Origin of the sequence: Rheinheimera sp. (assembly GCF_030824435.1) — a bacterium.
GTDB lineage: Bacteria > Pseudomonadota > Gammaproteobacteria > Enterobacterales > Alteromonadaceae > Pararheinheimera.
On the sequence record NZ_JAVBXS010000105.1, the window covers coordinates 41,632 to 67,358 of the forward strand.

The 25,727-nt window shown below is 49.4% G+C and carries 18 protein-coding genes and 1 tRNA gene; 8 read left to right on the plus strand and 11 right to left on the minus strand.

The window, feature by feature from the left end; translation table 11 throughout:
- Positions 1 to 31: 31 nt before the first annotated feature.
- A complete protein-coding gene (locus tag RCH83_RS17525; RefSeq protein WP_306524154.1) occupies positions 32 to 1,081 on the minus strand; it encodes a glycosyltransferase family 4 protein in 1,050 nt (349 codons plus the stop codon).
- Positions 1,082 to 1,343: 262 nt separating this feature from the next.
- Between RCH83_RS17525 and wecA the strand changes: the two genes are divergently transcribed.
- Genes wecA through RCH83_RS17545 form a run of 4 tightly spaced genes read left to right on the plus strand, consistent with a single transcriptional unit; the run spans position 1,344 to position 5,937 of the window.
- Entirely contained in the window at positions 1,344 to 2,423 is a 1,080-nt protein-coding gene (gene wecA, locus RCH83_RS17530) for a UDP-N-acetylglucosamine--undecaprenyl-phosphate N-acetylglucosaminephosphotransferase (protein WP_306524156.1), read from the plus strand.
- Positions 2,404 to 3,723, plus strand: coding sequence for a flippase (locus RCH83_RS17535; protein WP_306524158.1), 1,320 nt, complete (start codon positions 2,404 to 2,406; stop codon positions 3,721 to 3,723). The genes wecA and RCH83_RS17535 overlap by 20 nt, the downstream gene beginning before the upstream one ends.
- A 2-nt stretch (positions 3,724 to 3,725) precedes the next feature.
- Complete coding sequence (locus tag RCH83_RS17540; RefSeq protein ID WP_306524159.1) at positions 3,726 to 4,778, plus strand: nitroreductase family protein; 1,053 nt, start codon at positions 3,726 to 3,728, stop codon at positions 4,776 to 4,778.
- Positions 4,771 to 5,937 (plus strand): polysaccharide pyruvyl transferase family protein, encoded by a 1,167-nt coding sequence (locus tag RCH83_RS17545; protein WP_306524160.1) that lies wholly within the window; start codon positions 4,771 to 4,773, stop codon positions 5,935 to 5,937. Before RCH83_RS17540 ends, RCH83_RS17545 begins: the two co-directional genes overlap by 8 nt.
- A 143-nt stretch (positions 5,938 to 6,080) precedes the next feature.
- Here the strand turns inward: RCH83_RS17545 and RCH83_RS17550 are convergent, their stop codons facing one another.
- Positions 6,081 to 6,908, minus strand: coding sequence for an undecaprenyl-diphosphate phosphatase (locus tag RCH83_RS17550; protein ID WP_306524162.1), 828 nt, complete (start codon positions 6,906 to 6,908; stop codon positions 6,081 to 6,083).
- A gap of 193 nt (positions 6,909 to 7,101) precedes the next feature.
- Positions 7,102 to 8,394, minus strand: a complete 1,293-nt coding sequence (locus RCH83_RS17555) for a Xaa-Pro peptidase family protein (protein ID WP_306524163.1) — start codon at positions 8,392 to 8,394, stop codon at positions 7,102 to 7,104.
- 110 nt (positions 8,395 to 8,504) lie between these two features.
- On the opposite strand from RCH83_RS17555, the gene RCH83_RS17560 reads away from it, so the two are divergent.
- Positions 8,505 to 9,488 carry a LysR substrate-binding domain-containing protein gene (locus RCH83_RS17560; RefSeq protein ID WP_306524164.1) on the plus strand — a complete coding sequence of 328 codons (984 nt, stop codon included), beginning with the start codon at positions 8,505 to 8,507 and terminating at the stop codon, positions 9,486 to 9,488.
- Between the two features lie 28 nt (positions 9,489 to 9,516).
- Here RCH83_RS17560 and recD read toward each other — a convergent pair whose 3' ends face one another.
- From recD to RCH83_RS17595, 7 genes are all read right to left on the minus strand, one after another.
- The gene (gene recD, locus RCH83_RS17565; RefSeq protein WP_306524166.1) at positions 9,517 to 11,667 is read right to left on the minus strand and encodes an exodeoxyribonuclease V subunit alpha; all 2,151 of its coding nucleotides are present in this window, start codon (positions 11,665 to 11,667) and stop codon (positions 9,517 to 9,519) included.
- Positions 11,660 to 15,586 (minus strand): exodeoxyribonuclease V subunit beta, encoded by a 3,927-nt coding sequence (gene recB, locus RCH83_RS17570; protein ID WP_306524167.1) that lies wholly within the window; start codon positions 15,584 to 15,586, stop codon positions 11,660 to 11,662. Before recB ends, recD begins: the two co-directional genes overlap by 8 nt.
- Positions 15,586 to 19,179 carry an exodeoxyribonuclease V subunit gamma gene (gene recC / locus RCH83_RS17575; RefSeq protein WP_306524168.1) on the minus strand — a complete coding sequence of 1,198 codons (3,594 nt, stop codon included), beginning with the start codon at positions 19,177 to 19,179 and terminating at the stop codon, positions 15,586 to 15,588. The genes recB and recC overlap by 1 nt, the downstream gene beginning before the upstream one ends.
- Before the next feature lie 252 nt (positions 19,180 to 19,431).
- Positions 19,432 to 21,303: a tetratricopeptide repeat-containing diguanylate cyclase gene (locus RCH83_RS17580; protein ID WP_306524169.1), complete on the minus strand. Its 1,872-nt coding sequence runs from the start codon at positions 21,301 to 21,303 to the stop codon at positions 19,432 to 19,434.
- A gap of 72 nt (positions 21,304 to 21,375) precedes the next feature.
- Positions 21,376 to 22,392, minus strand: coding sequence for a UDP-glucose 4-epimerase GalE (galE, locus tag RCH83_RS17585; protein ID WP_306524170.1), 1,017 nt, complete (start codon positions 22,390 to 22,392; stop codon positions 21,376 to 21,378).
- 10 nt (positions 22,393 to 22,402) lie between these two features.
- On the minus strand, positions 22,403 to 22,702 hold the full coding sequence (locus RCH83_RS17590; protein ID WP_306524177.1) for a YciI family protein: 300 nt from the start codon (positions 22,700 to 22,702) through the stop codon (positions 22,403 to 22,405).
- 199 nt (positions 22,703 to 22,901) lie between these two features.
- Positions 22,902 to 23,618, minus strand: a complete 717-nt coding sequence (locus tag RCH83_RS17595) for a DUF3581 family protein (RefSeq protein ID WP_306524171.1) — start codon at positions 23,616 to 23,618, stop codon at positions 22,902 to 22,904.
- A gap of 243 nt (positions 23,619 to 23,861) precedes the next feature.
- Between RCH83_RS17595 and RCH83_RS17600 the strand changes: the two genes are divergently transcribed.
- Both RCH83_RS17600 and RCH83_RS17605 read left to right on the plus strand, forming a co-directional pair.
- The gene (locus tag RCH83_RS17600) at positions 23,862 to 24,293 is read left to right on the plus strand and encodes a hypothetical protein (protein WP_306524172.1); all 432 of its coding nucleotides are present in this window, start codon (positions 23,862 to 23,864) and stop codon (positions 24,291 to 24,293) included.
- Between the two features lie 163 nt (positions 24,294 to 24,456).
- The gene (locus tag RCH83_RS17605) at positions 24,457 to 25,053 is read left to right on the plus strand and encodes a YchJ family protein (RefSeq protein WP_306524173.1); all 597 of its coding nucleotides are present in this window, start codon (positions 24,457 to 24,459) and stop codon (positions 25,051 to 25,053) included.
- A gap of 13 nt (positions 25,054 to 25,066) precedes the next feature.
- Here RCH83_RS17605 and RCH83_RS17610 read toward each other — a convergent pair whose 3' ends face one another.
- Entirely contained in the window at positions 25,067 to 25,531 is a 465-nt protein-coding gene (locus tag RCH83_RS17610; protein ID WP_306524175.1) for a VC2046/SO_2500 family protein, read from the minus strand.
- 107 nt (positions 25,532 to 25,638) lie between these two features.
- On the opposite strand from RCH83_RS17610, the gene RCH83_RS17615 reads away from it, so the two are divergent.
- Positions 25,639 to 25,723, plus strand: a tRNA-Tyr gene (locus tag RCH83_RS17615).
- Positions 25,724 to 25,727 lie beyond the last annotated feature (4 nt).

A 25,727-nucleotide genomic window follows, 5' to 3' on the forward strand; every position in this document is an offset into this window, starting at 1 on the left:
GCTTTACAGCATAGCCCAGCTTCGGCAGCTGTTATAAACGCTGATACAGCTGTTGTAACTTCTCCGCCACCTGGGTGACCAGATATTGTTCTGCCTTTTCTCGTCCGACCAGCTGTAATTGCCGGTACTCTGCCGCCGGCAAACTTAATAACTGCTGAATTGTATGACTCAACTGCTCCAGCAACTGCACTTCGTTTTGTTGTGACAGACAAAAACCGCTGTGGCCATGTTGAGTTTGTGCCAGCGAACCATCGGTTTGGGTGGCAACCACAGGGGTATAACAAGCCATAGCTTCGGTCATCACCAGACCAAAAGATTCGTTACGCGACAAGCTGATAAAACACTTACTGTTTTCAAAATATTGTTTCAGTTCCAAAGGGCCGGCCGGCTGACAAAGTCTGAGATTGGTATACTGACTGGCGGCCTGCTGCAAAGCACCACGATAAGGCCCCTGCCCAACAACAGCAATCTGATATTGACTGAGTTTGGGTAATAAGGCCAACAACCTGTCCATGCCTTTGTTTAAATCCAGCGTGCCGACATAAAGAATATCTATCGGTTTATCTGTGATGTTTTTTTGTGTTGCTTCTGCAAACACCGGATGAATACCAGCCGGCAGCACTTCGGCAGAAGGCGGCGTGCAGAAAAACTTCTGCCTGAGTTGTTCACTGGTAAAAATAAAATGCTGCACCTGAGCGGCTGCAAACTTATAAAGTTTGGGTTCGGGTTTGTATAAATAGATATCACTGCCGTGGCAGGTCACCACAATTTTCACTTTCGGGTTTCTCAGCCAGCGATACGTGAGTGCCAACCAAATGGTGGGGTAAAAATAATGCACATGGATAATGTCGTAGCGGGTGCGGCAAAACACAAAATTCCAGACAAACTGCAGCCAAAGCACCGGATATTTCAGCAATTTATTCAGCAGACTGTCGTTGTGCCAGCGCATATAACAATAAGCGGGATTGATAGCGGCTAAAGCATCAACCTGATTTTTGACAAATTGTCCCTGAAAAGGCGCAGAGGCTTTTGGCCCCATATTGGTCACTATCAATACTTTTTTAGTGTTTTGCTGACTCACGTGACATCCTGTTTCTGCCAAAGAGGCTGGATCATACTTTGGAACTTCATCAGGCAACAACCAGCAAGCGGAAAAATAAGCCGCTTTGTCAGCATCTGGCCGCGATAATAACTCTCTGTGCCTATCACAAGATGTTGACTGCACAACAAAACAGCAGTTTATCAAGCTTTCTGTTGCGGCCGATAGTAACTGCCCATAACATCACCTATAATCGCCTTTGTTTTATAACAATAATTAGTTTGATTTATTTAGCGGATCCTTTATGCGCGAACACTTTGTGTTGTTTTCAACCACTTTTATCCTGACCTTAATTGCCATTTTTATCCTTATTCCTGTTGCCAACAAAATTGGGCTGGTTGATAAACCCCATGGCCGCAAACAACATGTTGGTGCTATTCCGCTGATTGGCGGTATTTCAATTTTTACCGGTGTGGCCGCCACTCTGGCTATTTTTGGCCTGCCCCAAGACAGCCATTGGTATTATCTGCTTTGCGGCGGCAGCATAGTGTTGCTGGGTGTGTTTGACGATTTCCTCGATTTAAGTGTCAAACTGCGCCTGTGTGCCCAGCTGCTGATTGGCGCCGTGATGATTTATGGCCTGGGTTTGTATCTGGCCGATTTAGGCAATTTATTTAGTTTAGGTTCAGTCACTCTGGGGTATATCGGCATTCCGGTTACCTTAATAGCCGTTATTGCCGCTATTAACGCTTTTAATATGATTGATGGCATCGACGGTCTGGCGGGCATGCTCAGCGGTGTCAGTTTTGTGTCGTTAACCCTGATGATGGGCATTGGCGGCCAGCTTGAACATGCGGTGCTGCCGATGGTGCTGGTGTTTGCGCTTATTCCTTATTTGCTGTTTAACCTGGATTTAATTGGCAAAGGTAAAGGCAAAATTTTTATGGGCGATGCCGGCAGTATGCTGATTGGCCTGTCGGTCATCTGGTTGTTAATTATTGGCAGTCAGAGCGACAGCGCAAGCTTCCGTCCTGTCACCGCGCTTTGGGTGATTGCAGTGCCGCTGATGGACATGGTGGCCATTATGATCCGCCGGATCCGCAAAGGTCAGTCGCCTTTTATGGCTGACCGCGAACACTTACACCATATCTTCCTGCGCCTTGGTTTAACCTCCCGTCAGGCGCTGGTGATTATCACCAGCCTGTCTTGTATGCTCGCCACCATAGGTATTGTTGGTGAATATCTGATGGTGCCAGACCTGGTGATGTTGTTATTGTTTTTGCTGATGTTCAGTCTTTATTCACTGTCTTTGCAATATATCTGGCGTATCACTCGTTTTATCAAACGTTATAAAGCAAAACAACGTGCTAAAAACAATCCGTAAACTGCTGGAAGCGCGCGCCATCATTATGCTGATGGAGCGTTTTTTCCGTCTTGGTGCTGGCGCTGTGGTCACTTTTATGGTGGCCAGAATGCTGGGCGATGAAGCGCTGGGTGTGTACGGTGTTGTGATGGTATGGGCGGCATTTTTAACCCCGCTTAGCAGCATGGGACTAAACAATCTGGTGCAGAAAATGGCCAGCAGCCAGACTGACCCGCTTAGAGCCAGAACCATTTTACAAAGTGCCCTTTGGCTCAGACTGATAGCCGGTTTGTTTTTTGCAGTGCTGATGATCCTGGGTTTTGCCGTTTTTTATCCACATTATTTTGCCATAGGCCCTGCCGCTATCAGCGCGCTTTTTATCCTGCAGAGTTTCAGTGCCATGATGCTTTGTGAATATGACCAGAACTATCGTGGTCATTTTCGCGCTGTTGCCCTTTCCAAAGTGGTGGTGTCAATTCTGACCTTAACAGCCCGGGTTGTTGCGCTTATTTTTGGCGCCAATGTTGATACGCTGTTGTTGGTGGTTGGTATTGAGTTTTTGCTGACTGGTGCTTTGCAATATTATTGGCACCGTCGTTATGCCCCCCAAGAACCCGGCCTGAGCCTGAAGTATTTCAGCTGGCAAAGTAGTAAAGAATTATTAAAACGCTCCAGCTGGCTTTGGTTGTCCGGTGTGGTGTCAGTGATTTACCTGAAAATCGACACCATTATGATTGAACAAATGATTGGTATTGCCGCCACTGGTCAATATACAGCGGTGGCGCGGTTATCAGAGCTTTGGTATGTCATTCCTGTAACTTTAGCGGCGCGTTATTATCCGGATTTGCTGAAAGCCTACAACAAAAACTGGGAAAGCTATTTGTGCATTCTGAAAAAACGTAGTGTGCAGTTTTTTCTGATGGCCTTTGGCATTGCCATCTTTATGACTTTGGGCGCTAAATGGATTATGTGGCTGGCTTATGGCGAAAAATTTGTGCCTTCTGCCACAGTGCTGCAAATTCATGTGTGGGCCGGTTGTTTTATTTTTGTCAGAGCACTGATTAGCCAGCATTTAATTATTACCGGCAACGAACCTTTAAGCCTGCTCAGTCACGGCGTGGGCGCCATTCTAAATGTGCTGTTAAATCTGTGGCTTATTCCTATTTATGGCATCGAAGGTGCGGCATGGGCCACACTGATTTCTTATGCTTATGCGTCATTTTTCTTTTTATTCTGCTCAGGTAAAACCAGAGCGCATTTTTGGCAATTGTTAAAAGTTAAAGCGGTGGCGCCACAACCACCCGTCAAACCGGAGTCTTAGTTGTGATAAAAAAACTGCTGCGTCGGCTTTATGCCAGGCTGGATTTATGGTTGTTGCCTTATGCCGCGAAGAACCGCAAATTTGCCGGTATTTATTATGCGTTTTTTAACCCGCATTTTCGCCGTGAGATGCATGCAACAGCAGCAGGCCGCCAGCATTACCGCTTGCATGAAGAAAGCTCCACCATCGCCACTGTGATTATCCGCCGTAATATTCACCGCCTGGAAAAAGGCCTGTCGATGGTGCCTCGTAAATCGTTGTTTGCCCTTGATTATATTGACGAAACTTTAAATGCTTTTGGCAATATGCTCAGTGAACCAACCCATCAGCTGGATTTGGTGTTACTTAATTATGCCCATGATGTGCTCGACAGTTATTTTGCCGTGACAAAGTGGCCTGAAGGCGCCAGCCAGCCACAGCTTTTTGCAGAGCAAGCAAGCCGGATCCGGCCACTTTTGAACAAACAACAACATCAGGCTGCTGCCGCTCCTGCGCCTTATCAACAAAGGCCAAGAGCAGCAATCAGTTATGCCGAATTTTATAAACTCTGTCAGCAGCGCTGCTCGGTGCGTACTTTTTTACCAAAAGCGGTAGAGCCAGAAATACTGGAGCAAGCCGTTGCAGCTGCGGCCCAAGCGCCCAGTGCCTGTAATCGCCAGCCATTTCGTTATGTAGCTGCCACCCAGGGCGAAACTTTACGTAAACTTGCCAGCCTGCCGATGGGCACCGTCGGTTATGCAGAAGCCTTGCCTGCCGTACTTGCTGTGGTTGGTGATTTAAGTGCTTACCCATTTGAGCGCGACCGCCATGTGATTTATATCGACGCCAGCCTTGCGAATATGCAGTTGATGCTGGCGCTGGAAACCATGGGGCTGGCGTCATGCTCCATTAACTGGCCTGATATTGAAAATTACGAAATTAAAATAGCCAAACTTCTGAAACTACAGCCATTTGAACGCGTGGTGATGCTGATTGCTGTCGGATATCCAGATCCGAATGCTTTGATCCCACATTCCGAGAAAAAAACCGCAGCCGGATTACTCAGTTATGTCTGACCAAAAAGCATTAAAAGTTGAAATTAAAGGGGTGCAGTTTCGCAACAAAGGCGCCTACCTGATGTTGTTAGGTTGCCTGCAGGGCTTAGAGCAACTGGGCCGGCCTTTTGAGCTGGTGTTATCCCCTGGCCCCAATTTACCCTATCGCGAACGTGCCATGCTTGGCGCCTGGCAAAAGTTGTCTTTGCGCCGCAAAGGCCTCGACTTCACGCCCTGGTTTGGCAAAATGCCCAACTTTATGCTGAACACCTTAAGACGTTATGGCATTGTCACGGAAAAAGAAGTAGACGTGATTTTAGAAGCCTCTGGTTTTGCTTATGGTGACCAATGGCCTTTGCTGTTTTTGCAAAATACCGCCCGTGAAGTGAAACGTTTTGGTGAGGCAGGCAAAGCTTTTATCTTTATGCCACAAGCTTTTGGCCCTTTTAAATCGGACGAAAGCAAAGCAGCGATGCGGGATATTATTCAGCACGCCAAACTGATGTTTGTGCGTGACCCGGTGTCTTTGGGCCATTTACAGTCTTGTGTGGCTGAACTGCCAGCCCATGTGATATTAACACCCGACTTTACCGTTGGCTTAAAAGGTATCAGCCGCACCGCCCTGCCAGAATTTGACGGCCCTTTTGCTGCCCTTATTCCGAACAATAAAGTCATTTCCAAATTTAACCATGCCAATGCTGAAGCAGAACGCACCCGTTATGTTGAGGCTTTTGCCGCTGCCGGTAATCAGCTGACCGAACTTGGCCTTGAAGTGGTGCTGGTGAATCATGAAGGCAAAGAAGACGCGGCGCTTTGTGCGGAAATAGCTAAGTTAACGCCTTGCCAGATCATCACCATAGAAGATCCACTGGCGGTCAAAGCCCTGATTGGCAAAGCCGAACTTTGTGTCAGTTCGCGTTTTCATGGTGCCATTAATGCGCTAAGCCAGAATGTGCCTTGTATTGCCACCAGCTGGAGCCACAAATATCACGCCATGATGGATGACTTTGGTATGGCAGATTATTGTATTGAAGCCTTATCGGCAGTGACGCTGACGCAAAAAATCACCCAGCTGCTGGCCAATAAAAATGATATTCAGCCACTGCTGGCGGAAAAATCAGCTGCGTTAAAAGCCAAAAACCAGCTGATGTGGCAAAAGCTGCACGATACACTGCGTTAGTCGCCGCAAGCGTATCGCCGGCTTATTGCTCTTGCATCGCCGGTGTACCGTGCATCCTGTACATAAAAAAACCGAAGCCAGGCTTCGGTTTTTTTATGTCTATTTAACACCATCACACTGGGTGATGGTTCTTAGCGGCGGCCTTAAAACGCTGCTGTTGCCCAGTCAATCCAGCCCAGTTGCCAGCTCAGCAGAATAAAACCACCAAAAGCAATACGATACCAGGCGAAAATTTCATAACTGTGATTACCGACAAACTTCACCAGAGTACGGACCGCCAGTAAAGCCGCAACAAAAGCTGTCACAAAACCCACGGCAAACATAGGGATATCGGCAGCGCCTAATAAATCACGGTGTTTAAATAAATCGTAGAAGGTGGCGGCAAACATGGTCGGCACGGCCAGGAAAAACGAAAATTCAGCAGCAACTTTACGATCCAGACCAATAAATAAACCGCCAATAATAGTGGCGCCAGAACGTGAGGTGCCTGGCACCATAGACACCACCTGGGCACAACCAATTTTTAACGCGTCTTTCCAGCTGATGTCGTCAACGTCCAACACCCGGGTTTGATGCTGACGGCGTTCAGCCCACAAAATAATCAAACCACCCAGCACCAGCATCACAGCCACTGTCACAGGGTTAAATAAATACAGTTTGATGGTTTTAATAAACAACAAACCAATAATGGCGGCCGGTAAAAAGGCAATAAACAAGTTCAGGATAAACTTTTGTGCTTTGCTGTCGGAAAACATGCCGGTGGCGACACTTAAAAAGCGCTGCCGGTATTCAAATACAATGGCCAGAATGGCGCCAAACTGGATGGCAATTTCAAACACCCGGCCGTCATTGTGAAAACCAATCAGGTCGCCGACAACTATCAAATGCCCGGTACTGGAAACAGGTAAAAACTCGGTCAAGCCTTCAACAATACCCAGAATAAAAGCCTGTAATAACAACCACCAATCCATGTTGACTCCACTTGCAAACTAAGACGGCGGTTATTATCGGGGCTTTTGGGCAACAAGCAAGGGAAATGTCGTATCCGGCGCTGCCAACAAGCGGCAAGACGCTGGGGGAAAATGTTTAAAGCCAACAAAATAATGCCGGTTGTATGAGCAACCGGCATGAGATACCAAACCGTTTTTGTTTTAAACCGTTTTTTTAAACCCGATTTAAACCAAAAGGATCGTCAATGCTATAAGCAGGTTCAGTAAACCAGCGTGGGCCCTCCTCTGTCATATAAAAGTGGTCTTCTAAACGAATCCCAAATTCACCAGGCACACAAATCATCGGCTCGTTACTAAAACACATGCCTGGCAATAACGGTTGCTGATTACCGCGCACCAGATAAGGCCATTCGTGAATATCAAGGCCTATGCCATGACCGGTGCGGTGTGGCAGACCTGGCAGCTGATAATCAGGACCAAGGCCGGCGGCAGTGAGCACTGCCCTGGCTGCGTCATCTACAGCACCACAGGCGGTGCCCAACTGCGCTTTGGCAAAAGCAGCGGCTTGTGCCTGTTTTTCCAGTTGCCAGAAATGACGCTGGCGCTCATTGGCTTCACCAAACACATAGGTACGGGTAATGTCGGAAATATACTCATGCAATTTACAGCCGGTATCAATCAGCACCACATCCCCTTTTTTCAGCTGTTGTGGCTCTTTAACCCCATGCGGGAAACTGGACGCCACACCAAACAGCACTATGACAAAATAAGAGCCGCTGGCCCCTACTTTTTTATGCGCCTGGGCAATAAAAGCTTCTACTTCACGGGTGTCGATACCTTCATACAACATACTGGCAGTGGCCTGATGCACAGCCAGCGTCATGTCCATGGCGCGTTGCATTAACGCAAGTTCAGCGGCCGATTTTTGCTGACGACAGGCAGCCGTGATGCAGCTGGCATTGATAAACTGCTGTGCCGGTGCCTGTTGTTTTAAGCCATCGGCAATAAAAAATGCGGTGTTTTCATCCAGGCCCACTTTATCAGTCTCTGCAATACCAAGCTCACGCAACACACGGATAAATAACGCATAAGGGCTTTCATCTTCCTGCCAGCCATGCAACTCACCTTCAATCAGCCAGTAGTCTGTTAAAGTGCCAAGCTCAAACACAGGTGCCAGATAATGCAGCTCACCTTGTGCCGTTAATAAAGCGCCGACCAACCGTTCACTGGCATACCAGGCGGTGCCGGTAAAATACTTTAAGCTGGTGCCGGCATTTAAATAAATGGCAGCAATACCTTGTTGTTGCATCAGCTTGGTGGCTTTTTGAATACGGGCCAGATGTTCATCTTTGCCAATAGGGCTGACCCCTGCTGTCATATCAGATAAAGTCGCCAGCGCCTCTGCTGCTGTTTTTCCGCCTACACCTAAAGTCATTATTTGCTCCTGAGTACGCTGTGCTTTGATTTGCTGAGAATGCCGGAAATAACCAGCAAAGCTTTTGTTCATCTGCGGTTCTGCAGTTTTAAGTATCCCGCGCTATTTATATGAAATAAAGTGATATGAATTCAGCTTATGATGAACTAAATTCATATGAATAAGCTCAATACGGCCGCCCTATGAACAAAATCAGCGACAACAACATCAAAAACAACACAGCAGCAGAAATACCAAACCCATCACAACTCAGCCACAGTCCGGTGCAACTGCCGCCGCTCAAAGCTTTATTGGCTTTTGAAGCAACGGCCAGGTTGTTTAGTTTCAGCCGCGCTGCTGCTGAACTTTGTGTGACCCAAAGTGCCATCAGCCATCAGATCCGCTTGCTGGAAGATTTTATCGGCACACCTTTGTTGTTGCGCCAGCATAAACCTTTGGCCTTAACCGAAGCGGGCGCCACTTTGTATTCGGTGGTGGGTGATTGTTTTTTTCGTTTGCAGTCTGTCACCCATCATTTGCGTAAAAGCAAAAACCGGGTGTTAAAAATAGTGGCGCAAACCTCTATCGCCGTGGAATGGCTGGCACCAAGGTTACCGTTGTTTCAGCAACAACACCCCGATATTGAAACACTTTTACATATGGAATCGAGCGCCAGCAGCCTCGACGCCAATGCTTTTGATGTGGTGATTGGCACCTGGCCAACACCTGCTGGTTTTGTCAGCCAGCGTATTCGCACTGAATGGTGGTTTCCGGTCTGTGCCCCGGCGCAATATGAGTTGCTGGATTTAACTCAGCCTTCGTCAGTGTTTGCTTATCCGCTGTACAGCTCAGAGCAAGGCGAAGACTGGCAACTGTGGCGCCAGCAAATGCAGCTGCGTGAACCGGCAAAAACGGAGATGTCGCAAGTCAGTCTGGCATTGTTGGCCACCAAAGCTGTGACTTGTGGCAAAGGCCTGGCGCTGAGTAACAGTTTTATTGCCGGAGATGCCATTCGACAGGGGCAACTGAAAGCCCTGACTCACTGGCGGTATCAGCTGCCCTGGGGCCAATATCAGCTGCATTACCGGCAGGATTCGCTGTCGCGCAACGCCATTGCAGTCTTTAACCACTGGCTGTTGCAGCAGGCTGAATTGTCATTGTTGACTGAACTCAAAACAACAGACTAACAGCAGCCAGCCGCTTGTTGCTGTGGCGTTACAACCTTAAACCGCCGCTGCGTTCAGTCCGGCTGTTAACGGCCTGCGTCAACACAGTTTCAAAAGGACATAACAAAGTAAATTGCTGCACTGCACGGGTAATCCCTGTGTACAACAATTCGCGGCTTAATAAAGCACTGCTGCTGTCGGGTAACACCAACACCGCATGCGCAAACTCAGAGCCCTGCGATTTATGCACCGTCATGGCATACACAGTTTCAAGCGCCGGCAGACGGCTTGGCATCAGCCAGCGCAGCGGCTCACCATGGCGCAGCGGCGGAAACACCACCCGCAATCTTTGTTGCAACTGACCATTCACTGCTTCCTGCCGGGCCAGACAAATGCCAACATCACCGTTCATCAGGCCTGTGGCGTAATCATTTTGTGTGATCATCACAGGCCGACCGGCGTACCAGCCGTCTGTTCTTTGAATAAGTTTGGCCTGAAACAATAACTGGCTGATACGCTGATTGAGTTGTTCAACACCATAATCACCTTTACGTAGTGCACAAAGCAGCGCAAAACGGCCAAAAGCCTCAAGCACCGAAGCCGCCCATTGTTCATAAGCAGCGGCGTTTTGTGCAGCTGTTGCAACTGCTGTGGAGCCCGGCAACAGCTGCTCTGGCTTTGGCCCCTGCTGCACCAGCTGCAGATAACAGGCAAAACCAGACGCCGTTAAGGCCTGCGCCGCCCCACCCGTTGCAGCTGCGTCCGGGTTGCCGTACAGGATCAGATTTTTAAAACTGCTGCTGTCCGGCCCTTGGGCTAACCAACGGATATCCGATGCGCCTTGTCGCAACAACTGCAGTGTTTTTTGCTCATCACCCAGGTTTACCGCAGCAGCAAGCTGACCAATGCCACTATCGGCACCAAATCTGTGGCTGGTTCTGAGCATCAGTATTTGTTGCTCCAGCGCCGTTGGTGTTGCGCTGATAAATTCAGCCGGCACTTGTTGTGCACTGACAGCTGCCAGCCACTCTGCTGTGTTGCTGCTGTATCCGCCTTGCTGCGCATCGCGGCAAAGCTCGGCCAAAATAGCGCCGGCTTCCACCGACGCCAGTTGATCTTTATCTCCGAGTAAAATCAGTCTTGCTGTGGCCGGCAAAGCCGCCAGCATAGCGGCAAACATGGCAACGTCCACCATAGAGGCTTCATCCACCACCAATACATCCAGTGGCAAAGGATGCGCCGCGTGATATTTAAAACCGTTTTGCTGTGGATGGCTGCCAAGCAGCCGGTGCAAAGTTTCAGCATGAGCCGGCACCGCCTGCAATAAACCGGCAGACAAGCCAAGTTCTGGCTCCAATCTGGTTAAAGCTCCGGTGATAGCCACACTAAGCCGTGCCGCCGCTTTACCTGTTGGCGCCGCCAGACGGATGTGCAAATAGGGTTTATGCTGACTGAGTTGCAACTGTTGCAACAACAACAGCAACTTCACCACTGTGGTGGTTTTGCCGGTACCGGGGCCCCCTGTGATCACACAAAAACTGCTGCCGGCCGCCATGGCACAACCCAACATCTGCCAATCCGGCCCCGGAGCAGCAGCCTGATTAAATAACGTGGTTAATAACGGCTGCAGAGACTCTGCTGTCAGCTGCTGGCGCAGCTTTGTTGTACGGTCAACACTGCTGGTTAAATACTGTTTGATCTGTTGTTCATATTGCCAATAACGGCGTAAATATAATCTGTGACCGTCCAGCACAAAAGGACTGTTTTGTTCAGCATCATCTGCAGTTGCCACCACTGGCGCGGCCTGCTGCAACAAAGCAAGTACTGTGGTCAGCTGGCAAGGCAACAACCACTGCTGCAACAACGTCAGGGCTTTGCCATGGCGCTGCGCCGGACTGAGCAACAAAGCGGGTTTTGCCAGCACCTGCGCCAAATCCAGACATAAATGCCCCTGCGCCAGCTGGGCGCTGCCAAATACCAACCAACGCCAGACGTCATCGGGCAAAGGGGTTGGCACCTTTTGCTGCAACATCTGTATTAAAGCTAAATCCAGCGGCCGGATCAGCTGCAGCTGTAACCAGAGTTGCAGTTGTGCCCCAAGTGCCGCAGATGATGAAGATACAACAACGCCGTCGCTATCAGGGTGTAATAACAGCTGTTGTGGTGGGCTGTTTTTTTGCAGCTGCTCAGGCTTATTCATTGTGCGTTCCTTCTAGCGCTGCTTTTCCGCAAAACAAGGTATCCAGCGCCAGGATCAGCGCAGCTGGCAGCGGGCAACATAACATGCCGTTGAACTCAGGTTTCATTTCAGGCTGCACTTGCGCCTGATGCAGCGCACAACCACGCACAAACCAATAATAAGCATCACCCAGATGTTGTTCTATCTGATAACCGGGCAAACGGCTTGTTAACAATCGGTGCAACGCCAACCCATATAAAGCTGCCTGCAAGTCATAACGTTTTTCCAGCATCAGCTGAACAAGGGCTTCCTGGCTGTACTGGCCTGATGGCAGATAATTGCTCTTATAATCAGCCACATAATAACGCCCATCCAGACTAAAGGTTAAATCGATAAAACCTTTTAGCATGCCGTTTAGCTGTTGCTGCTGCAAGGCAGGCCGTTCTTGTTGTGGCCACAGATATTGCCGGAGCAATACATCCAGTTGTCTGGTATTCACTTTGGTCGCGGCAAACCAGAATTCCAGTTCAGCCTGATATTGTAAAAGCGTATCAAGCGACAATAAAAAACCGCCACAATGCCACTTTGCCACTATCAGCTGCTGTATCCAGCAGGCGAGATCTGCAACTGCAACTTCGGCCGAGGCAAATTCCGGCAACTCGGTGCTGTCGCTTTGCAATAAACGCCGGTGCCAGCGCCCGCTGCTGTTGTCCTGCCACAACCAATGTTGCTTTTGACTTTGGCTGATTAAATGTTGCAGCAATAATGCAGGTTCGGCCGCGACTTCAGCAAAGCCTTGCCCGGCCGCCCACTCCAGCACATCGTGTAAAAAGCTGCCCGCACTGGCGCCACGCAGGAACTGCTGGCTGATATCCAGCGCCTGCGCCGCCAGCACAGTATCAGCCTCGCTACCGGCACTAGCCACTGGCAATAGCGGCTCTTGTGACAATTCCTGATAAAGTTCGGCATTTTTTGCAGCTTCCAGACCTAACACATCACCGGCACTGCCGCTATGGCCAGGTTCGCTGCCGGCGCCTGCTGCTAAAGCACTATAACTGGCGGTCCACCAGGGCTGATAACTGCGTTTGCTCATTCTGGCGTAAGGTTGCTCCGGCAAAGGTTCTTGTTGCTCTGATGCTAAAAAAACTGCTGCAGGCTCGTCCCGCCAGGCGCTGATCACAATATCCTCACTCTGCCACTGTGTCAGTTGTTGCGACAGCTGACCCGGGGTCAACTGCGCTGTCGCATCCAGCAAATAGGCAATAGCGGAGCTGTCTTTTAACGGCGCCAACCCCAACCAGCAATAATGCCTGGCCCGGGTCAAAGCCACATACAATTTGCGTAAATCTTCTCCCAGCCGCTCTTGCTCCGCTTTGGCAAAAATGGTGTCATCTTGTTGATAACAAAGCTGTAACTGCCCTTGCTCGTCATGGTAACGATACGGCAGATTGGCCGGATCCAAAGGTCGGGCTGTGGCAATAAAAGGCAAAAACACCAGCGGATATTCCAGTCCTTTGGATTTATGAATAGTGACCACCCTGACCAAAGCTTCATCACTTTCCAGCCGCAGTTTCATCGCTTCGGCGTCCAGCACCTGCTCACCGGCCAGATGGTCTTTAAAATAACGTAATAACGCCATTTCACCGTCCAGGCTGCGGCTGGCTTGTTGCAGCAGTTCGGCCAGATGTAATAAGTCGGTCAGCTGCCGCTCACCGTCTTTTTTACCGGCAAAACTGCTGATCAAACCAAAGTCCTGCAATAAACGCCGCACCAGAGGTAATACTCCCTGACTACGCCACAACTGGTGAAAAGCAATAAATTTGTCCTGCCAAAAGGCAAAAAACCATTCATCCTGCTGCAGCCTGGCCAGTTGGGAATAACGCCAGTTCAGACTGTCGGCTGCCAGTGCCGAACGCAGTTTTAATTCATGCGCCGGTTCACAACAAGCTTCCAGCCATAACAATAAATCGCGGGCGATAGCGGTTTGAAACACCGAACCTTTATCTGACAAATACACACTACGAATGCCACTTTGTAATAAAGCGTGGCGAATTTCGTCAGCCTCCTGCTGATTGTTCACCAATACCGCAATATCGGCCGGTTGCAGCCCCTGCAGTTTGTGCTGCCCGGTGTAAGCAAAACCGGCCTGCTCTGTGGCGCCGGCATTGAGTAAATGGCAAATCTGATTGGCGCAGGCCAGCGCCATCTGGCTTAAATAACTACTTTTACTCAGCGGTTTGTCATTTTCATCCAGATAACAAATCTGCAAAGCCGGCATTGGCTTGCCCTGCAAGGTCAACCATTCAGTGCGCCCTGCAGCCTGCACAGGTGCAAAGGCCACCAGATTTTGTTTTGGCCGGAATAAAAAGGCACCATCGCCGGCCTGACGCTGCTCCGCCACTAAAAACAGCTGGTTTACCGCCCCAACCATAGCCCTGCTGGAGCGAAAATTCGTTTCCAGTGAATAATGTCTGGGGGCTGTGGCCTGTTTTGCCTGCAAATAAGTGTAAATATCAGCACCACGAAAGGCATAAATGGCTTGTTTGGGGTCGCCTATCAATAACAACACTGAATCTTGACGGTTCTGCGCTGGCTGATAAATCTGTTGGAAAATCTGGTATTGCACCGGATCTGTGTCCTGAAATTCATCAATCAAAGCCAGCGGAAACTGCGCCCTGACTCTGGCGGCCAACACTACGCCGTTTTCACCTTGTAACGCTTTGGCAAAACGACTTAATAAATCGTCAAAACCAAATTCTCCCTGTTGCTGCTGCGCTTTGGCAAAACGCTGCCTGCACCAGCGCAGGGCGTGCTGACGCAACGCTTCTTTGCAATCTGCCAGACCGTCAAGTTCAGTGCGCAAAGTTGCTATTGCGACCAAAGCCGGGTGCGTTAAAGCTTCACCTTTACAAGCCTGCGCTATCCCTTGTGGGCTTAATCTGTTCCAGGCGCTTTCGGTAAGTTCCGGCCTGATCAGTTCGCCGTCCAGGGCCCAGCGCTCCAGTGCACCCAGCCAGTTTTGCAGATAATCTTCCCGCAGCTGACTGCCATTGATCAGCTTGTCCTGCCGCGCTTTGGCAAATAACAACCTGAGTTCGGCCACCCAGGCCACAAAAGGTGCTTTGAGTGCAGTAAGCAACTGCTGCCTTTGTTGTTGTTCAGCAGCAATAAGCCCGGCCGGTGTTTGTGCCGCAGCCAGGCCATTGTGATGCTGTTGGCTATCCGCATCTGCTTGGCAAAAGTCATTCCAGACCACACGCAGCGCCTGAAGCAACTGCTCCGGGGTGGCATAACATTGCTGATAACGGAAAAAACCGTTTTGTGGTAATGCATACACAAAACTACGCCAATAATCCTGCACTACTTCGGTAAATAACGCCGACTGATCGGCACTGAGTTTTTCGCTAAAACTGCTGCCGGAGTCAAAAGCATGTTCGGCCAGCATCCGCTGACACCAGCTGTGAATGGTGGAAATAGCTGCTTCGTCCATGCTCTGGCTGGCAAGCTCAAGCCGCATGGCACATTGCGGCCACTGTGCTTCAGGAAAACTGCTGGCAAGCGCCTGTAACAGCTCATCGGCGGCTTTAACTTCCTTGCGAAAATAACGGGCAGCCTGACTGAGCCGGGTCCGGATCCGCTCTGTCAGTTCAGCGGTGGCGGCTTCGGTAAAAGTAACCACCAGAATTTCGGTTGGCAATAACGGCCCCAGCTGCTGTACGTGTTGCAGATCCGGCTGATGGCCAAGCACAGCACGCAAATACAATGCTGCTATGGTGTAGGTTTTTCCGGTGCCGGCACTGGCTTCAATTAAGGCGCTGCCACAAAGGGGCAAAGTTAATAAATCCAGCCTTTGCATTTTGCTTGCGTCAGGCTGTGCTGGCGCCATTTGTTTGATTGCGTCTGTCATCACAACGTCCTGCGGTACCTTAGGTTCCATCATCAGCCACGCTCCGCAACAGCACTGTCTTTCAGATATTGGCGCAGCCGCTGATAGAGTGCGCCTGCCACAACGGCCATTTCCCCTTGTTGCCACAAAGCGTCAAAATCCGGAAAAGCCCGTTGCAGATACCTGTTATTGTCAAGCCGTCCGCTGCTAAAACCATCCCCCTGATATACCTTTGTCAGCTTGTCTTGCAGTTTATCATCCGGCGCCTGAGCCTCGGGCAGCTCAGCCTGTAACCACAACAAGGCGGTGTGTAATTCAACCGGCAGCGGCCGGCATAACGCTTCGCCCAGCCAATGGCATAACTGGCTGAGCTGCGAGATAGCCTGCGTTTTGGCCATCGCAGGTAATGTGATTTGGCCATCAACCGCCAGCAAACGGATTTGCAGCGGATAACCACTGGCAGCACACAACAACTGATGGAGCCAGGGCGATAATAACTGGCTGTATCTTAACTGTTTGTTTTTATACAAGGCGCCCACCAACCATTGGTATTGCACAAGGTTACCATCCGGACTGCGCCTTAAACCACGCACCCAGTCGCCACAATGTTGGGAAGCGGCCTGAAACTCAAACCACAGTGGCGCCAGTTTTTCACCTTGTTGCGCCGCCACCAGGTTGGCATAAGATTGCGCCTGCGGACTTAGCAATTGGCTTAATTGCTGTTGTAACAACACACCGGCACCGGCCTGAGGTAATAAACCTTCTTGCGCCAGCCTGGTCAGCTGTTGTTTTAACACCATCTCCCAGTCTTTGCCCTCGTCAATGGCAAGGGCAAGCTGCTGTTGCAAGCGCTGTTGCAGCTGCCAGCGTTGCAGCGCATCCAGACTAAAATCTTCACTGCTGCCGAGCCTGCTGTCATTGTTTTCCAGCTGCACTTTCAGCCGCTGGCGGAAAAAAAACTTTACCGGATCTTTTAAAAAGGCAGTTAACCGCGCTAAATCCCACTGTGGTAATTCATCGGGCAGGCAAAGTCCGGGTTCAGCAACATCTGCTTCTGCTGCAGTCTGATGCAAAGCCAGCCATTCATGCTGATAACTGCGCAAATGGGCAGAATCGAGGTAACGGCGGCTAAAAGCCTGCAGCGGATGATGTACAGTCAGCGCCTTTAACAAAACATCGCCCGTCACTACAGCTTCTGGCAACTGCAAACGCCAGCCGGCGGCCAGATGGTCCCGCAACTGACCTATCAGTACTGAAGGAGGTCTTTCACTGTTGTCATGCACACTGTGCCCAACCCAGCTGATACGCAGCCGCTCACGCGCCGACAACAAAGCTTCCAGCAACAGATAACGGTCATCATCACGCCGCGATCTGTCGCCCGGCCGGTAAGAAGCGGCCATTAAATCAAAATCCTGCCTGAGCATTTTGCGTGGGAAATCACCGTCATTCATGCCGAGCAAATGAATTTGGGCAAAAGGAATAGCCCGCATTGGCATTAAAGTGGCAAAGTTCACGGCTCCGGCCAAAAATCGTTGCGCCAGCCCCTGACGTTCAAATCCTTCCAACCAGCTTTGTGCCACAACACCAAGGCACAAGGGTGTTTCCAGACCACTCTGAGTGCATTGTAACAACCAGTCGCCAAGCGCCTGCTGCAGCTGCCGGATAAGTTCAATTTCATGTTGATCAACAGGTTGGAAAAAGTCCGCCAATAATTGTTGCAGCCACAAGGCCCAATCAGAGGGCGTGAACTGTTGTTGGCTTTGTTGCCAATATTGTTCCAAAAGTGTCAACAATCTGGCCAACTGACCCGCCAGTTCAGCCGAAAGGCCTGCCACTTCAGCTAAAGGTGCAATCTGTTGCCAGGCCTCGCTGTCCCCCACTGCATAACCTAATAACATGCGTTGTAAACCAGCCTGCCAGCTGTTTTGCCAAAGCCCTGAAGGCAAATCCAGACTTTCGCGTTGTGCACTATGCAGACCCCAGCGGATATTGGCCGCTTCTATCCAACGTTGCAGTACGGGTAAATCGGCGTCCTGCAGCGAAAATTGCTGTTGTAACGCCGGCAACTGCAATAAATCCAGCAAAAAACTAACAGTAAAACGTTGCGCCGGTAACGTCAGCAGCGCTTGCAGTGCCTGTAATAAAGGTTCCTGGGCCAGAGCGCTTTGATCGGCAATGGTAAATGGAATATAACGGGTATCGTCTTTGCTGAGACGGCCAAACACTGCGGCAATCGCAGGGGCATAAGTATTGATATCCGGCACCATCACCATCACATCTGCAGGCTTTAACTGTGGATTTGCAGCAAACTGCGCCAGTAAATCATCATGCAGAATTTCAATTTCCCTCAGTGCGCTGTGGGCTGTGGCAAAACAAATGCTTTGAGCTTGTGGCAAAGACAATACCGGCCAGTGACTTTGGCTTTCTGTTAAAGGCCGAAGCTCCAGTATGTCGTTTTGCAACTGACCCAGCAGGCTATCGCTGGAGGCGGGTGTAAATAAGTCGACCCTTTGGCCGGCAAATAAAAAACGGTGGGCCATGGTCTGGTCAAACTGGTCCAGCAGCGCAATATAATCCCGCCCCTGTTTACCCCAGGCAGCCAGCAACGGCTGACCATGTTGATTGGGCGCTGCCCCCTGGGTGTGTGCCGTATCCCTGTGTTCAGTTTCAGCGTCCGCAGCCTGCTCTGGCTCCGGCCTGGCAGACAAGGCCTGATGTCGCGGTTTGGGTTGTTGCCTTTGTACACCAAAACGCAACAAATCTTTGTCCGCCACTATGTCAGCCCAATAATGCTGACAAGGATTATGCACTGCCAACAACACCTGGGTGTAAGGTGCTATGGCGGCCAGCGCTTCCAGCATTTGTTGTGGCAAACTGGAAATGCCAAACACTATCACCCGCCGTGGCAAATGAGCGGGCCGGTTTGCAACTGTAAAAGCGGCAGCTGCTTTGAGAAATTGCTGATGTAAAGCGGCTCTGCTTAAAGATCTTTCTCCGGCTGGCACATCCTCAAGCACAGCACGCCACAGTGCTGCCTGCCAGCGCTGCTCTGCCGCCAAAGCGGTCATTTCACCACGGGCACCGATTAAAATATCTTTCCCTTCACTCCAGGCTTGCAGCCAGTCGGCACGATACACCTGATACTGGTCAAACAAATCAGCCAGTTTCAGTGCAAGCTGATGTTGTTTACGCTGCAGGCTGTCATCTGACAAATAAGCCGCCAGCACACTAAATTCAGGTTTTTGACTTAACAACGGCAACAGCTTAAATAAACGCCAGCACAACTGTTCTTTATCAAACACCGAATGTTCAGGAATTTGTTCTGCACTGAGCACAGTACGGTATAACTGCCAGATAAAACGGCCGGGCATCTGTAAACTCAGACAACTGGCAATGCCCAAACCGGCAGCGCTGCCGTCTGATGGCTCAGTGTCAGCGGCCAGTGCCAGCTTCAGCCACTGGGCAATGCCGTTACTTTGCACCAGCACAGTTTCTGTTTCCAGCACAGCAAGCGGATAAGCTTTGGTAAAGTGCACCACCAGGGCTCTTAACTGCTCAGGCTGGTTGGCATGCACCACCAGAAAACCAGGCTCCAGCGGCGCGGCGTTACTAAAAAGAGAAGTGTTGCTTCGAGGTAATGCGCTCACCTGAATGTCCTTTTTCTTGTGCACTGATGTGTATATCCGGCAGATGTGAGCTCACCGCTGAAGTGATGCGGTAAAACCACTTTGAATGCCATGTTGCGTTTGCCTGAGCCGGCAGTCATTAAGCAAAGATTGATCAAGCAAGCTGTGATTGAGCAAACCGTGATTCAACATGCTTTCATTGGTCCTGTTGCCAGCTGCGAAAACACTCAGCAGCACAGGAGCAAAGAACACAGCCCGCAGTTGCCGGACCTGTTAACTGACAATAACCCTGTTGCGGCCGTTGGCTTTGGCCTGATAAAGACCGGCATCGGCGCGGCTCATCACTTCACGGACATCTTCCTGCCGGCCGGCCTGTGTGACCCCGATACTGATACTGATCTGTATCTGCGGATAACCATTAAAACGTAAAGCGTTGACAGATAAACGCAACAGCTCTGCCACTTCAGTGGCACCCGCCAGATCGGTATTGGGTAATACCACTAAAAATTCTTCACCGCCGGTGCGGCCAATGCGGTCTTGTATCCTGAGCTGATGTTTTAACATAGCTGCGGTTTGTACCAGCACCTGATCCCCGGCATCGTGGCCGTAATTGTCATTACATTGTTTAAAATAATCAATATCAATCAATAACAAACACCAGTTTTGCCTGTTATCCTGCGCTTGTTGCCTGACTTGCGCTGCAAACCATAAAATGCTGCGTCTGTTGGCAACCTGAGTCAGTTCATCTGTCATGGCCAGCCGGTGTAACAGCCTGTTACGCTGGATTTGTGAAATGGCATAAAACAGGGCTATTAAGGCCAGAATAATAAAAAGGGCAATGGCGATATACTGCCAGCGCTGCGCCGACTCCAGCACCTGCAGCTGCTGCGCCGTCAGTTGATTTTCGGCTTTTAGCTGGCTGTTTTTTTCATCTTTTAATTCGGTGTCAAACTGATAACGCAATAAAGATTCCCGTTGTTTTTTTGCCAGTGAATTCAGTTCATCTTCCAGGTTTTTGGCTTGCAACAACTGTTGATAAGCCCGGTTAAAATCACCTGACTGCGCCAGCGCTTTAGACCAGGATCTGTGTAACCACATGGAATAACGCGGATTTTCCAACGCAGAGATCAGCTGCGCTGCCTCGGTAAATTTTTCAAGTGCTTCGGCAATTTTACCTGTACCTGCCAAAGCTTCCGCCTGATACAACACAAAAAGCTCTGCATTCACCACTTTTTCACCGCCGCCCTGCTGCTGGTACTGCAGCAGTTGCTGATCAATCTTTGCCGAAAGTTCCAGACTTTCGCTATAGCGCTCCTGCTGATTGGCAACCCACATTAAGTCAACATCAGTTGCAATGGCATACAAGGGCTCACCAATTTGCTGGTACAGCAGTTTGGTGCGCTCCAGCAACTGCCTGGCAACCTCAGGCTTACCGGTTTCACCATAAACAAAAGCTTTTTGCTGCAACAAAAACCCCAGCCGGTATTTATCACCAGGGGCAGCAAACTCTTTTTCACTCAGTTCCAGATACTCCAGCGCTTTGTCGTATTCGCCCATACGGCGAAACGAAATGGCAATATTTTCCACCGAAGCGCCAATGCCATAACGGTTGCCGAGTTTTTTGTACAACTGATGAGCTTCAAACAACAACACCAGTGCATCGGCATGTTCACCACGACTGGATCTAAGTTCAGCATAATAAGACAAAGCCTGGGCTTTGGTTAATGGATCTTCACTACGTGCGGCAAGGGCTACCGCTTGTTGTAAATCAGCATCCTGCTCTATCAGCTGATTTTTATTGCTGTGATGATAAGCACGGCATAAATAAAAATGCGTCAGGCTGACCATGTCCTGATTCAGGCTTGTGTCATGTAAAAACTGATTGGCATAAACAATGCCCTGATCGGGCCTGTCGTAAAAGTCGGCGCTGCACTGCTCCCGTTTTAGCCTTAACTGGCGTTGCGGATCATTAACAGGCACCGCGGCTTTGAGCTGTTTCATAAAATCGTCAATCGCAGCTCTGTCGGTAAAAACCAAATCACCATTGTCGAGCTGGTTTATCAGCTGGTCAAATAACACAGTATCAGCAGCAAACAGTTGAAAACTGCCACAGGTCAAAGCAACACTGCACAAAACGCCAGACATGCAGCGCCAAAAGCCAGCTTTGCCGGGGCTACTGATATTGTTTTCCTGCAAATAAACCTCCAACTCGGACTTTTAACTGCAATAACCATCCGGATTTTGTTGTTGCCAACGCCAGGCGTCACGCACCATGTCTGCCAGATCACGTTCAGCTTTCCAGCCAAATAATTGCAGGGCAAGTCTGGCGTCCGCATAACATGTGCCTATGTCGCCGGGCCGGCGCGCCACAATTTGATAAGGCACTGCCACCTGATTGATCTCACTGAAAGCTTTGACCATTTGCAACACACTGTAACCCTGGCCTGTGCCAAGATTCACCGCCACTAAACCGGCTTGCTGCTGCAAATATTGCAACGCCTTTACATGGCCATCCGCCAGGTCCATTACATGAATATAATCGCGTACACCTGTGCCATCCGGCGTTGCATAATCATCACCAAACACCGATAGCTTTGCTCTTTTACCTACCGCAACCTGACTGATAAAAGGCATCAGATTATTCGGGATACCGTTGGGGTTTTCACCAATCAGGCCGCTGGGATGAGCACCAACAGGATTAAAATAACGTAATACCGCAATACGCCACTGCGGATCAGATGCCTGCAGATCAGCCAGTATATATTCCAGCATCAGCTTACTCTGGCCATAAGGATTGGTCGCTGAGCGCGGCGCGTCTTCACAAATAGGCATTTTTTGTGCGTCACCGTACACAGTGGCAGACGAGCTGAACACCAGCTGCTTCACGCCATGACGGGCCATCACACGGCATAAAGTGACAGTACCTGCAACATTATTGTCATAATATTCAAGTGGTTTTTCAGTCGACTCGCCGACGGCTTTTAAACCGGCAAAATGCACCACTGCGCTGATCTGATGTGTGTTAAACACATGTTCCAGCGCAGCTTCATCACGGATATCAGCCTGCACAAAAGGAATACTGCGACCACAAATTTGTGCAACACGCTCCAGCGCCTGAGGCTGCGAATTACTGAAATTATCCAGTGCCAGCACCTCAAAACCTGCTTCCAGCAGACATATGGCCGTGTGAGAGGCGATATATCCGGCCCCACCCGTCAGTAAAATTGCAGGCATCCTGGTATCCTTAAGGCAGTACTTTACGAAATGGTTTTACCGTACTTTGTTTATACACCCCGGCAGCCAGATATGGATCAGCCAGCGCCCATTCATTTGCTTGTTGCAAGGAGGAAAATTGCGCCACCACCAGTGAACCGGTAAAACCGGCTTCGCCCGGATCTTCAGCATCCACGGCAGGCAAAGGGCCAGCGACTAACAGACGGTTTTCTGCAGCCAGTTGTTGTAAACGCGCCAGATGCGCCGGACGGGCTAATTTACGTTGGGCCAGACTATCGGCCACATCTTCAGAATAAATCATGTAATACATCATGGACTTCCCTTATTGCTTTGGCCGAAGATACCAGATAGCCAGCGGATTTTCCATGTCACAACATGCTGTTGCTTCCCGCCAGTTTATCTTCGGCGCACCTTGATGATAAAACGTCTGAGGGCCTTTACATCAGACAAAAAAGGCCAGCGTTCAGTGCCGGCCTTTGTTGCTTAAGGTGTATGTTGCAATACAGTCTTCAGACCGGCTCTTGCACACCAAGACGTACTTTACGCTCATTGTAAATATCAATCAGACCTTGCATTTGTGTGGCGTCGTAAGGCACCAGATTACTCAGGATCATCCGTTTTTCACCGCCGCCAATCACTTCTGCACCATCAAGCAACTCAAACTTCAACAACACATTGCCACGTTTACCGTCAATTTCCAGACTGGAATCTGACAGTCTTAACTGCGGGCAATTGTCACTAAAACGGAAAAACTGCAAAGCCATACTCTGATAGATCACCAAAGGACGTTGCGGGTGGATCATCAACTGATGGGCGCGCATCAGGGGTTCAAGAATATGTGGAAAATTCTGACCGGAAAAACGCACATAATCACGCACCAGCGCTTCGATAAACTGGCAATTTTGTTGTTTGCTGCCGCTTTGTTCAAGTACCAGATAAGATTTGTCATTCTGATCCAGAATTTCAACTTTGTTGTCTTGTTCGCGGCAATGCAGCACCACATCAGAGCCCACCATACCGTTAAAAGTGCAGCTCAGACGTTCGGACAAACCGTATTTGTGTAATAAAAAGGCAAATAATAAATCGCCAGGCACACAAAATCTTTTGCTGTCTTCATCATGGATTGGATTAAAGTCTGAAGCGATTTGCTTGGCAAACTGACTGGCCTGAGCCCGGCTGAAGCAGAATTCTTCACCCTGCACTTTTACATATGGCTGTAACAACATCAAAAATTCTCATCCTGTTCGCTGGAGGCGGAGTTTAACAAAACAGTCTTCACGCAATGGTTTTACCAGTATGCCCTGCAATTACAAGGCTTAGCAGTGACTTATCATCACAAAAATACCATACAGCAGAAAAGCACTGTATATTTTCACAGGTTACGCTTGCTTTTTAAACGAAGGCTGTTTACTGTATATACATCCACTGTATATAGACACAGTTATTCAGATTCAGCCAGGGGCGTCATTATGATCCAGCACAGCTATCCATTGTCAGCATCACCGCAAATTTCAGGCCGTTCAGTCCAGCCGCAACAGCAAGCTGCAACAACACTGAGTGTGCAGGCTGTGTTGTCCACCCTGGCTCATCTGGCACAACAACAAGCATTTGGGCACGGCTGGTTATTGTTAATTGCACCACCATGGCAGTTGACAAAAAACATGCTGGAGCAAGCCGGTATAAACAGCCAACGCATTTTGTTGATACCGCAAAAACAAATCAGCCGTTTTGATAACCTGATGCGCGATGCTTTAACCTGCTCTACGTGCAGCGCCGTTGTCAGTTTTTTATCGGAAGACCAAATTGAACTGGAAGATTATCGTTATTTATCAGCAAAATACGGTACACCTTTGTTAAACATGACCACAGATTTGCTACCAGCATCAGGCATGGCACATTAAAATGGCATAATATCGGCACAATAACGCTATTGTGCTGATGGCAATATTCCACAGTGCTAAAACAAACTACCCGGGCTGATAAAAACACATTAAACTCTGCGCCTGTTAACAAGTCAGGTTGTGCGACTGCCATCACTGCAGGCACTACGAACAGGAGCAAAAAATGTGGTGTTATTGTGGTTCAGCTCTGATGTTTTCCGACTGTTGTCAGCCGTTATTAGCAGGCATCAATAAAGCGGCAACAGCTTTGCAGCTGATGCGTTCCAGATATAGTGCATATTGCACCGGCAACATTAATTACATCGCCAATACCTATCACCCGAGCCAACATTCAGACAATGCAATTGCGGAAATTGCCGCTTTTGCCAAGGCTGCTCATTTTATTGCTTTAACTATATTACCGCAGGCAGATCACCCAGCTACTGGCCTGCCCAATCAGTCAGATACCGGGCAAGCTCACAAAACCAAAACTGATAAAAATTCCATGAATACAACACAAAGCCCAAGCGCAGCAGCGCCGCATATCAGCGAAGGCACTGTTGATTACGTACATTTTATTGCCCGTTTTATCATGCAGGATAAACTGCAGCAGCTTGAAGAACGTTCAAGGTTTGTGTTCGAGCAGCAACAATGGTGGTATCTGGATGGTATGTTGTTTCCGCATGCAGTTAACAAAATAAACCGCAATGACAGCTGTCCTTGTGGCAGTGGCAAAAAATACAAAGTTTGCCGCCCTCACCTGATGTCCGCTCAAAGCTGAAGTGCCGCAAATATCAGGCCGGCATGGCTTGCAGAATGTCATATAAGGCGGTTGGATCCGGCGTGATCTGATCCGCTTCCTGTTTATTCAGATGACGTCTGGTATGAAAATCCAGACTATCCAGCACCTCGGCTGACAATTTTTTCGCATCATGACGCACCACAACAGGTGGCGGCATTAACAAGTGTTGTAGCCGGCATTGCGCCAGACCACTTTGAATAAAGGCCTGATGCTGGGCAGTTAAACAAGCAATATCTTGCTGTTGCATCGCAAAATCCCGGTGTTTCTGTACCCCAAGCTGCTGGTACAGCGCTGGTTTGTCGGTTTCGGTTTGCCCATCCGGCAAACAAAAAGCGGCCATTTCGTCAACTGCTGGTGACAACATGGCCAGCCACAAAGCAAAGTCAGCCCGCTGATGATGTAATAGCGCCTGATTCAGTTGTCCCTGTAATTGCCATTCGTTGACCAGCTGCAGCATAAAAATTGTACTTTTAATGAAAACTGCTGACTTTATCGGCAGTTAAACAGTTTTCTTAAGTTTATTTCTTTACATCGACGTTTGATTTGGTAAGATGCCGGCCACGTGGAGGGGTTCCCGAGTGGCCAAAGGGATCAGACTGTAAATCTGCCGGCACTGCCTTCGAAGGTTCGAATCCTTCCCCCTCCACCATCTT

Bases quoted from the DNA above. Each gene is read 5' to 3' on its own strand.
- RCH83_RS17580 (WP_306524169.1), bottom strand. From the start codon at position 21,303: ATGTCTGGCGTTTTGTGCAGTGTTGCTTTGACCTGTGGCAGTTTTCAA.
- RCH83_RS17560 (WP_306524164.1), top strand. From the start codon at position 8,505: ATGAACAAAATCAGCGACAACAACATCAAAAACAACACAGCAGCAGAA.
- RCH83_RS17555 (WP_306524163.1), bottom strand. From the start codon at position 8,394: ATGAACAAAAGCTTTGCTGGTTATTTCCGGCATTCTCAGCAAATCAAA.
- RCH83_RS17545 (WP_306524160.1), top strand. From the start codon at position 4,771: ATGTCTGACCAAAAAGCATTAAAAGTTGAAATTAAAGGGGTGCAGTTT.
- RCH83_RS17610 (WP_306524175.1), bottom strand. From the start codon at position 25,531: ATGCTGCAGCTGGTCAACGAATGGCAATTACAGGGACAACTGAATCAG.
- RCH83_RS17590 (WP_306524177.1), bottom strand. From the start codon at position 22,702: ATGTATTACATGATTTATTCTGAAGATGTGGCCGATAGTCTGGCCCAA.
- galE (WP_306524170.1), bottom strand. From the start codon at position 22,392: ATGCCTGCAATTTTACTGACGGGTGGGGCCGGATATATCGCCTCTCAC.
- recD (WP_306524166.1), bottom strand. From the start codon at position 11,667: ATGAATAAGCCTGAGCAGCTGCAAAAAAACAGCCCACCACAACAGCTG.
- RCH83_RS17595 (WP_306524171.1), bottom strand. From the start codon at position 23,618: ATGTTGTTACAGCCATATGTAAAAGTGCAGGGTGAAGAATTCTGCTTC.
- RCH83_RS17600 (WP_306524172.1), top strand. From the start codon at position 23,862: ATGATCCAGCACAGCTATCCATTGTCAGCATCACCGCAAATTTCAGGC.
- recB (WP_306524167.1), bottom strand. From the start codon at position 15,586: ATGATGGAACCTAAGGTACCGCAGGACGTTGTGATGACAGACGCAATC.
- wecA (WP_306524156.1), top strand. From the start codon at position 1,344: ATGCGCGAACACTTTGTGTTGTTTTCAACCACTTTTATCCTGACCTTA.
- RCH83_RS17550 (WP_306524162.1), bottom strand. From the start codon at position 6,908: ATGGATTGGTGGTTGTTATTACAGGCTTTTATTCTGGGTATTGTTGAA.
- RCH83_RS17605 (WP_306524173.1), top strand. From the start codon at position 24,457: ATGTGGTGTTATTGTGGTTCAGCTCTGATGTTTTCCGACTGTTGTCAG.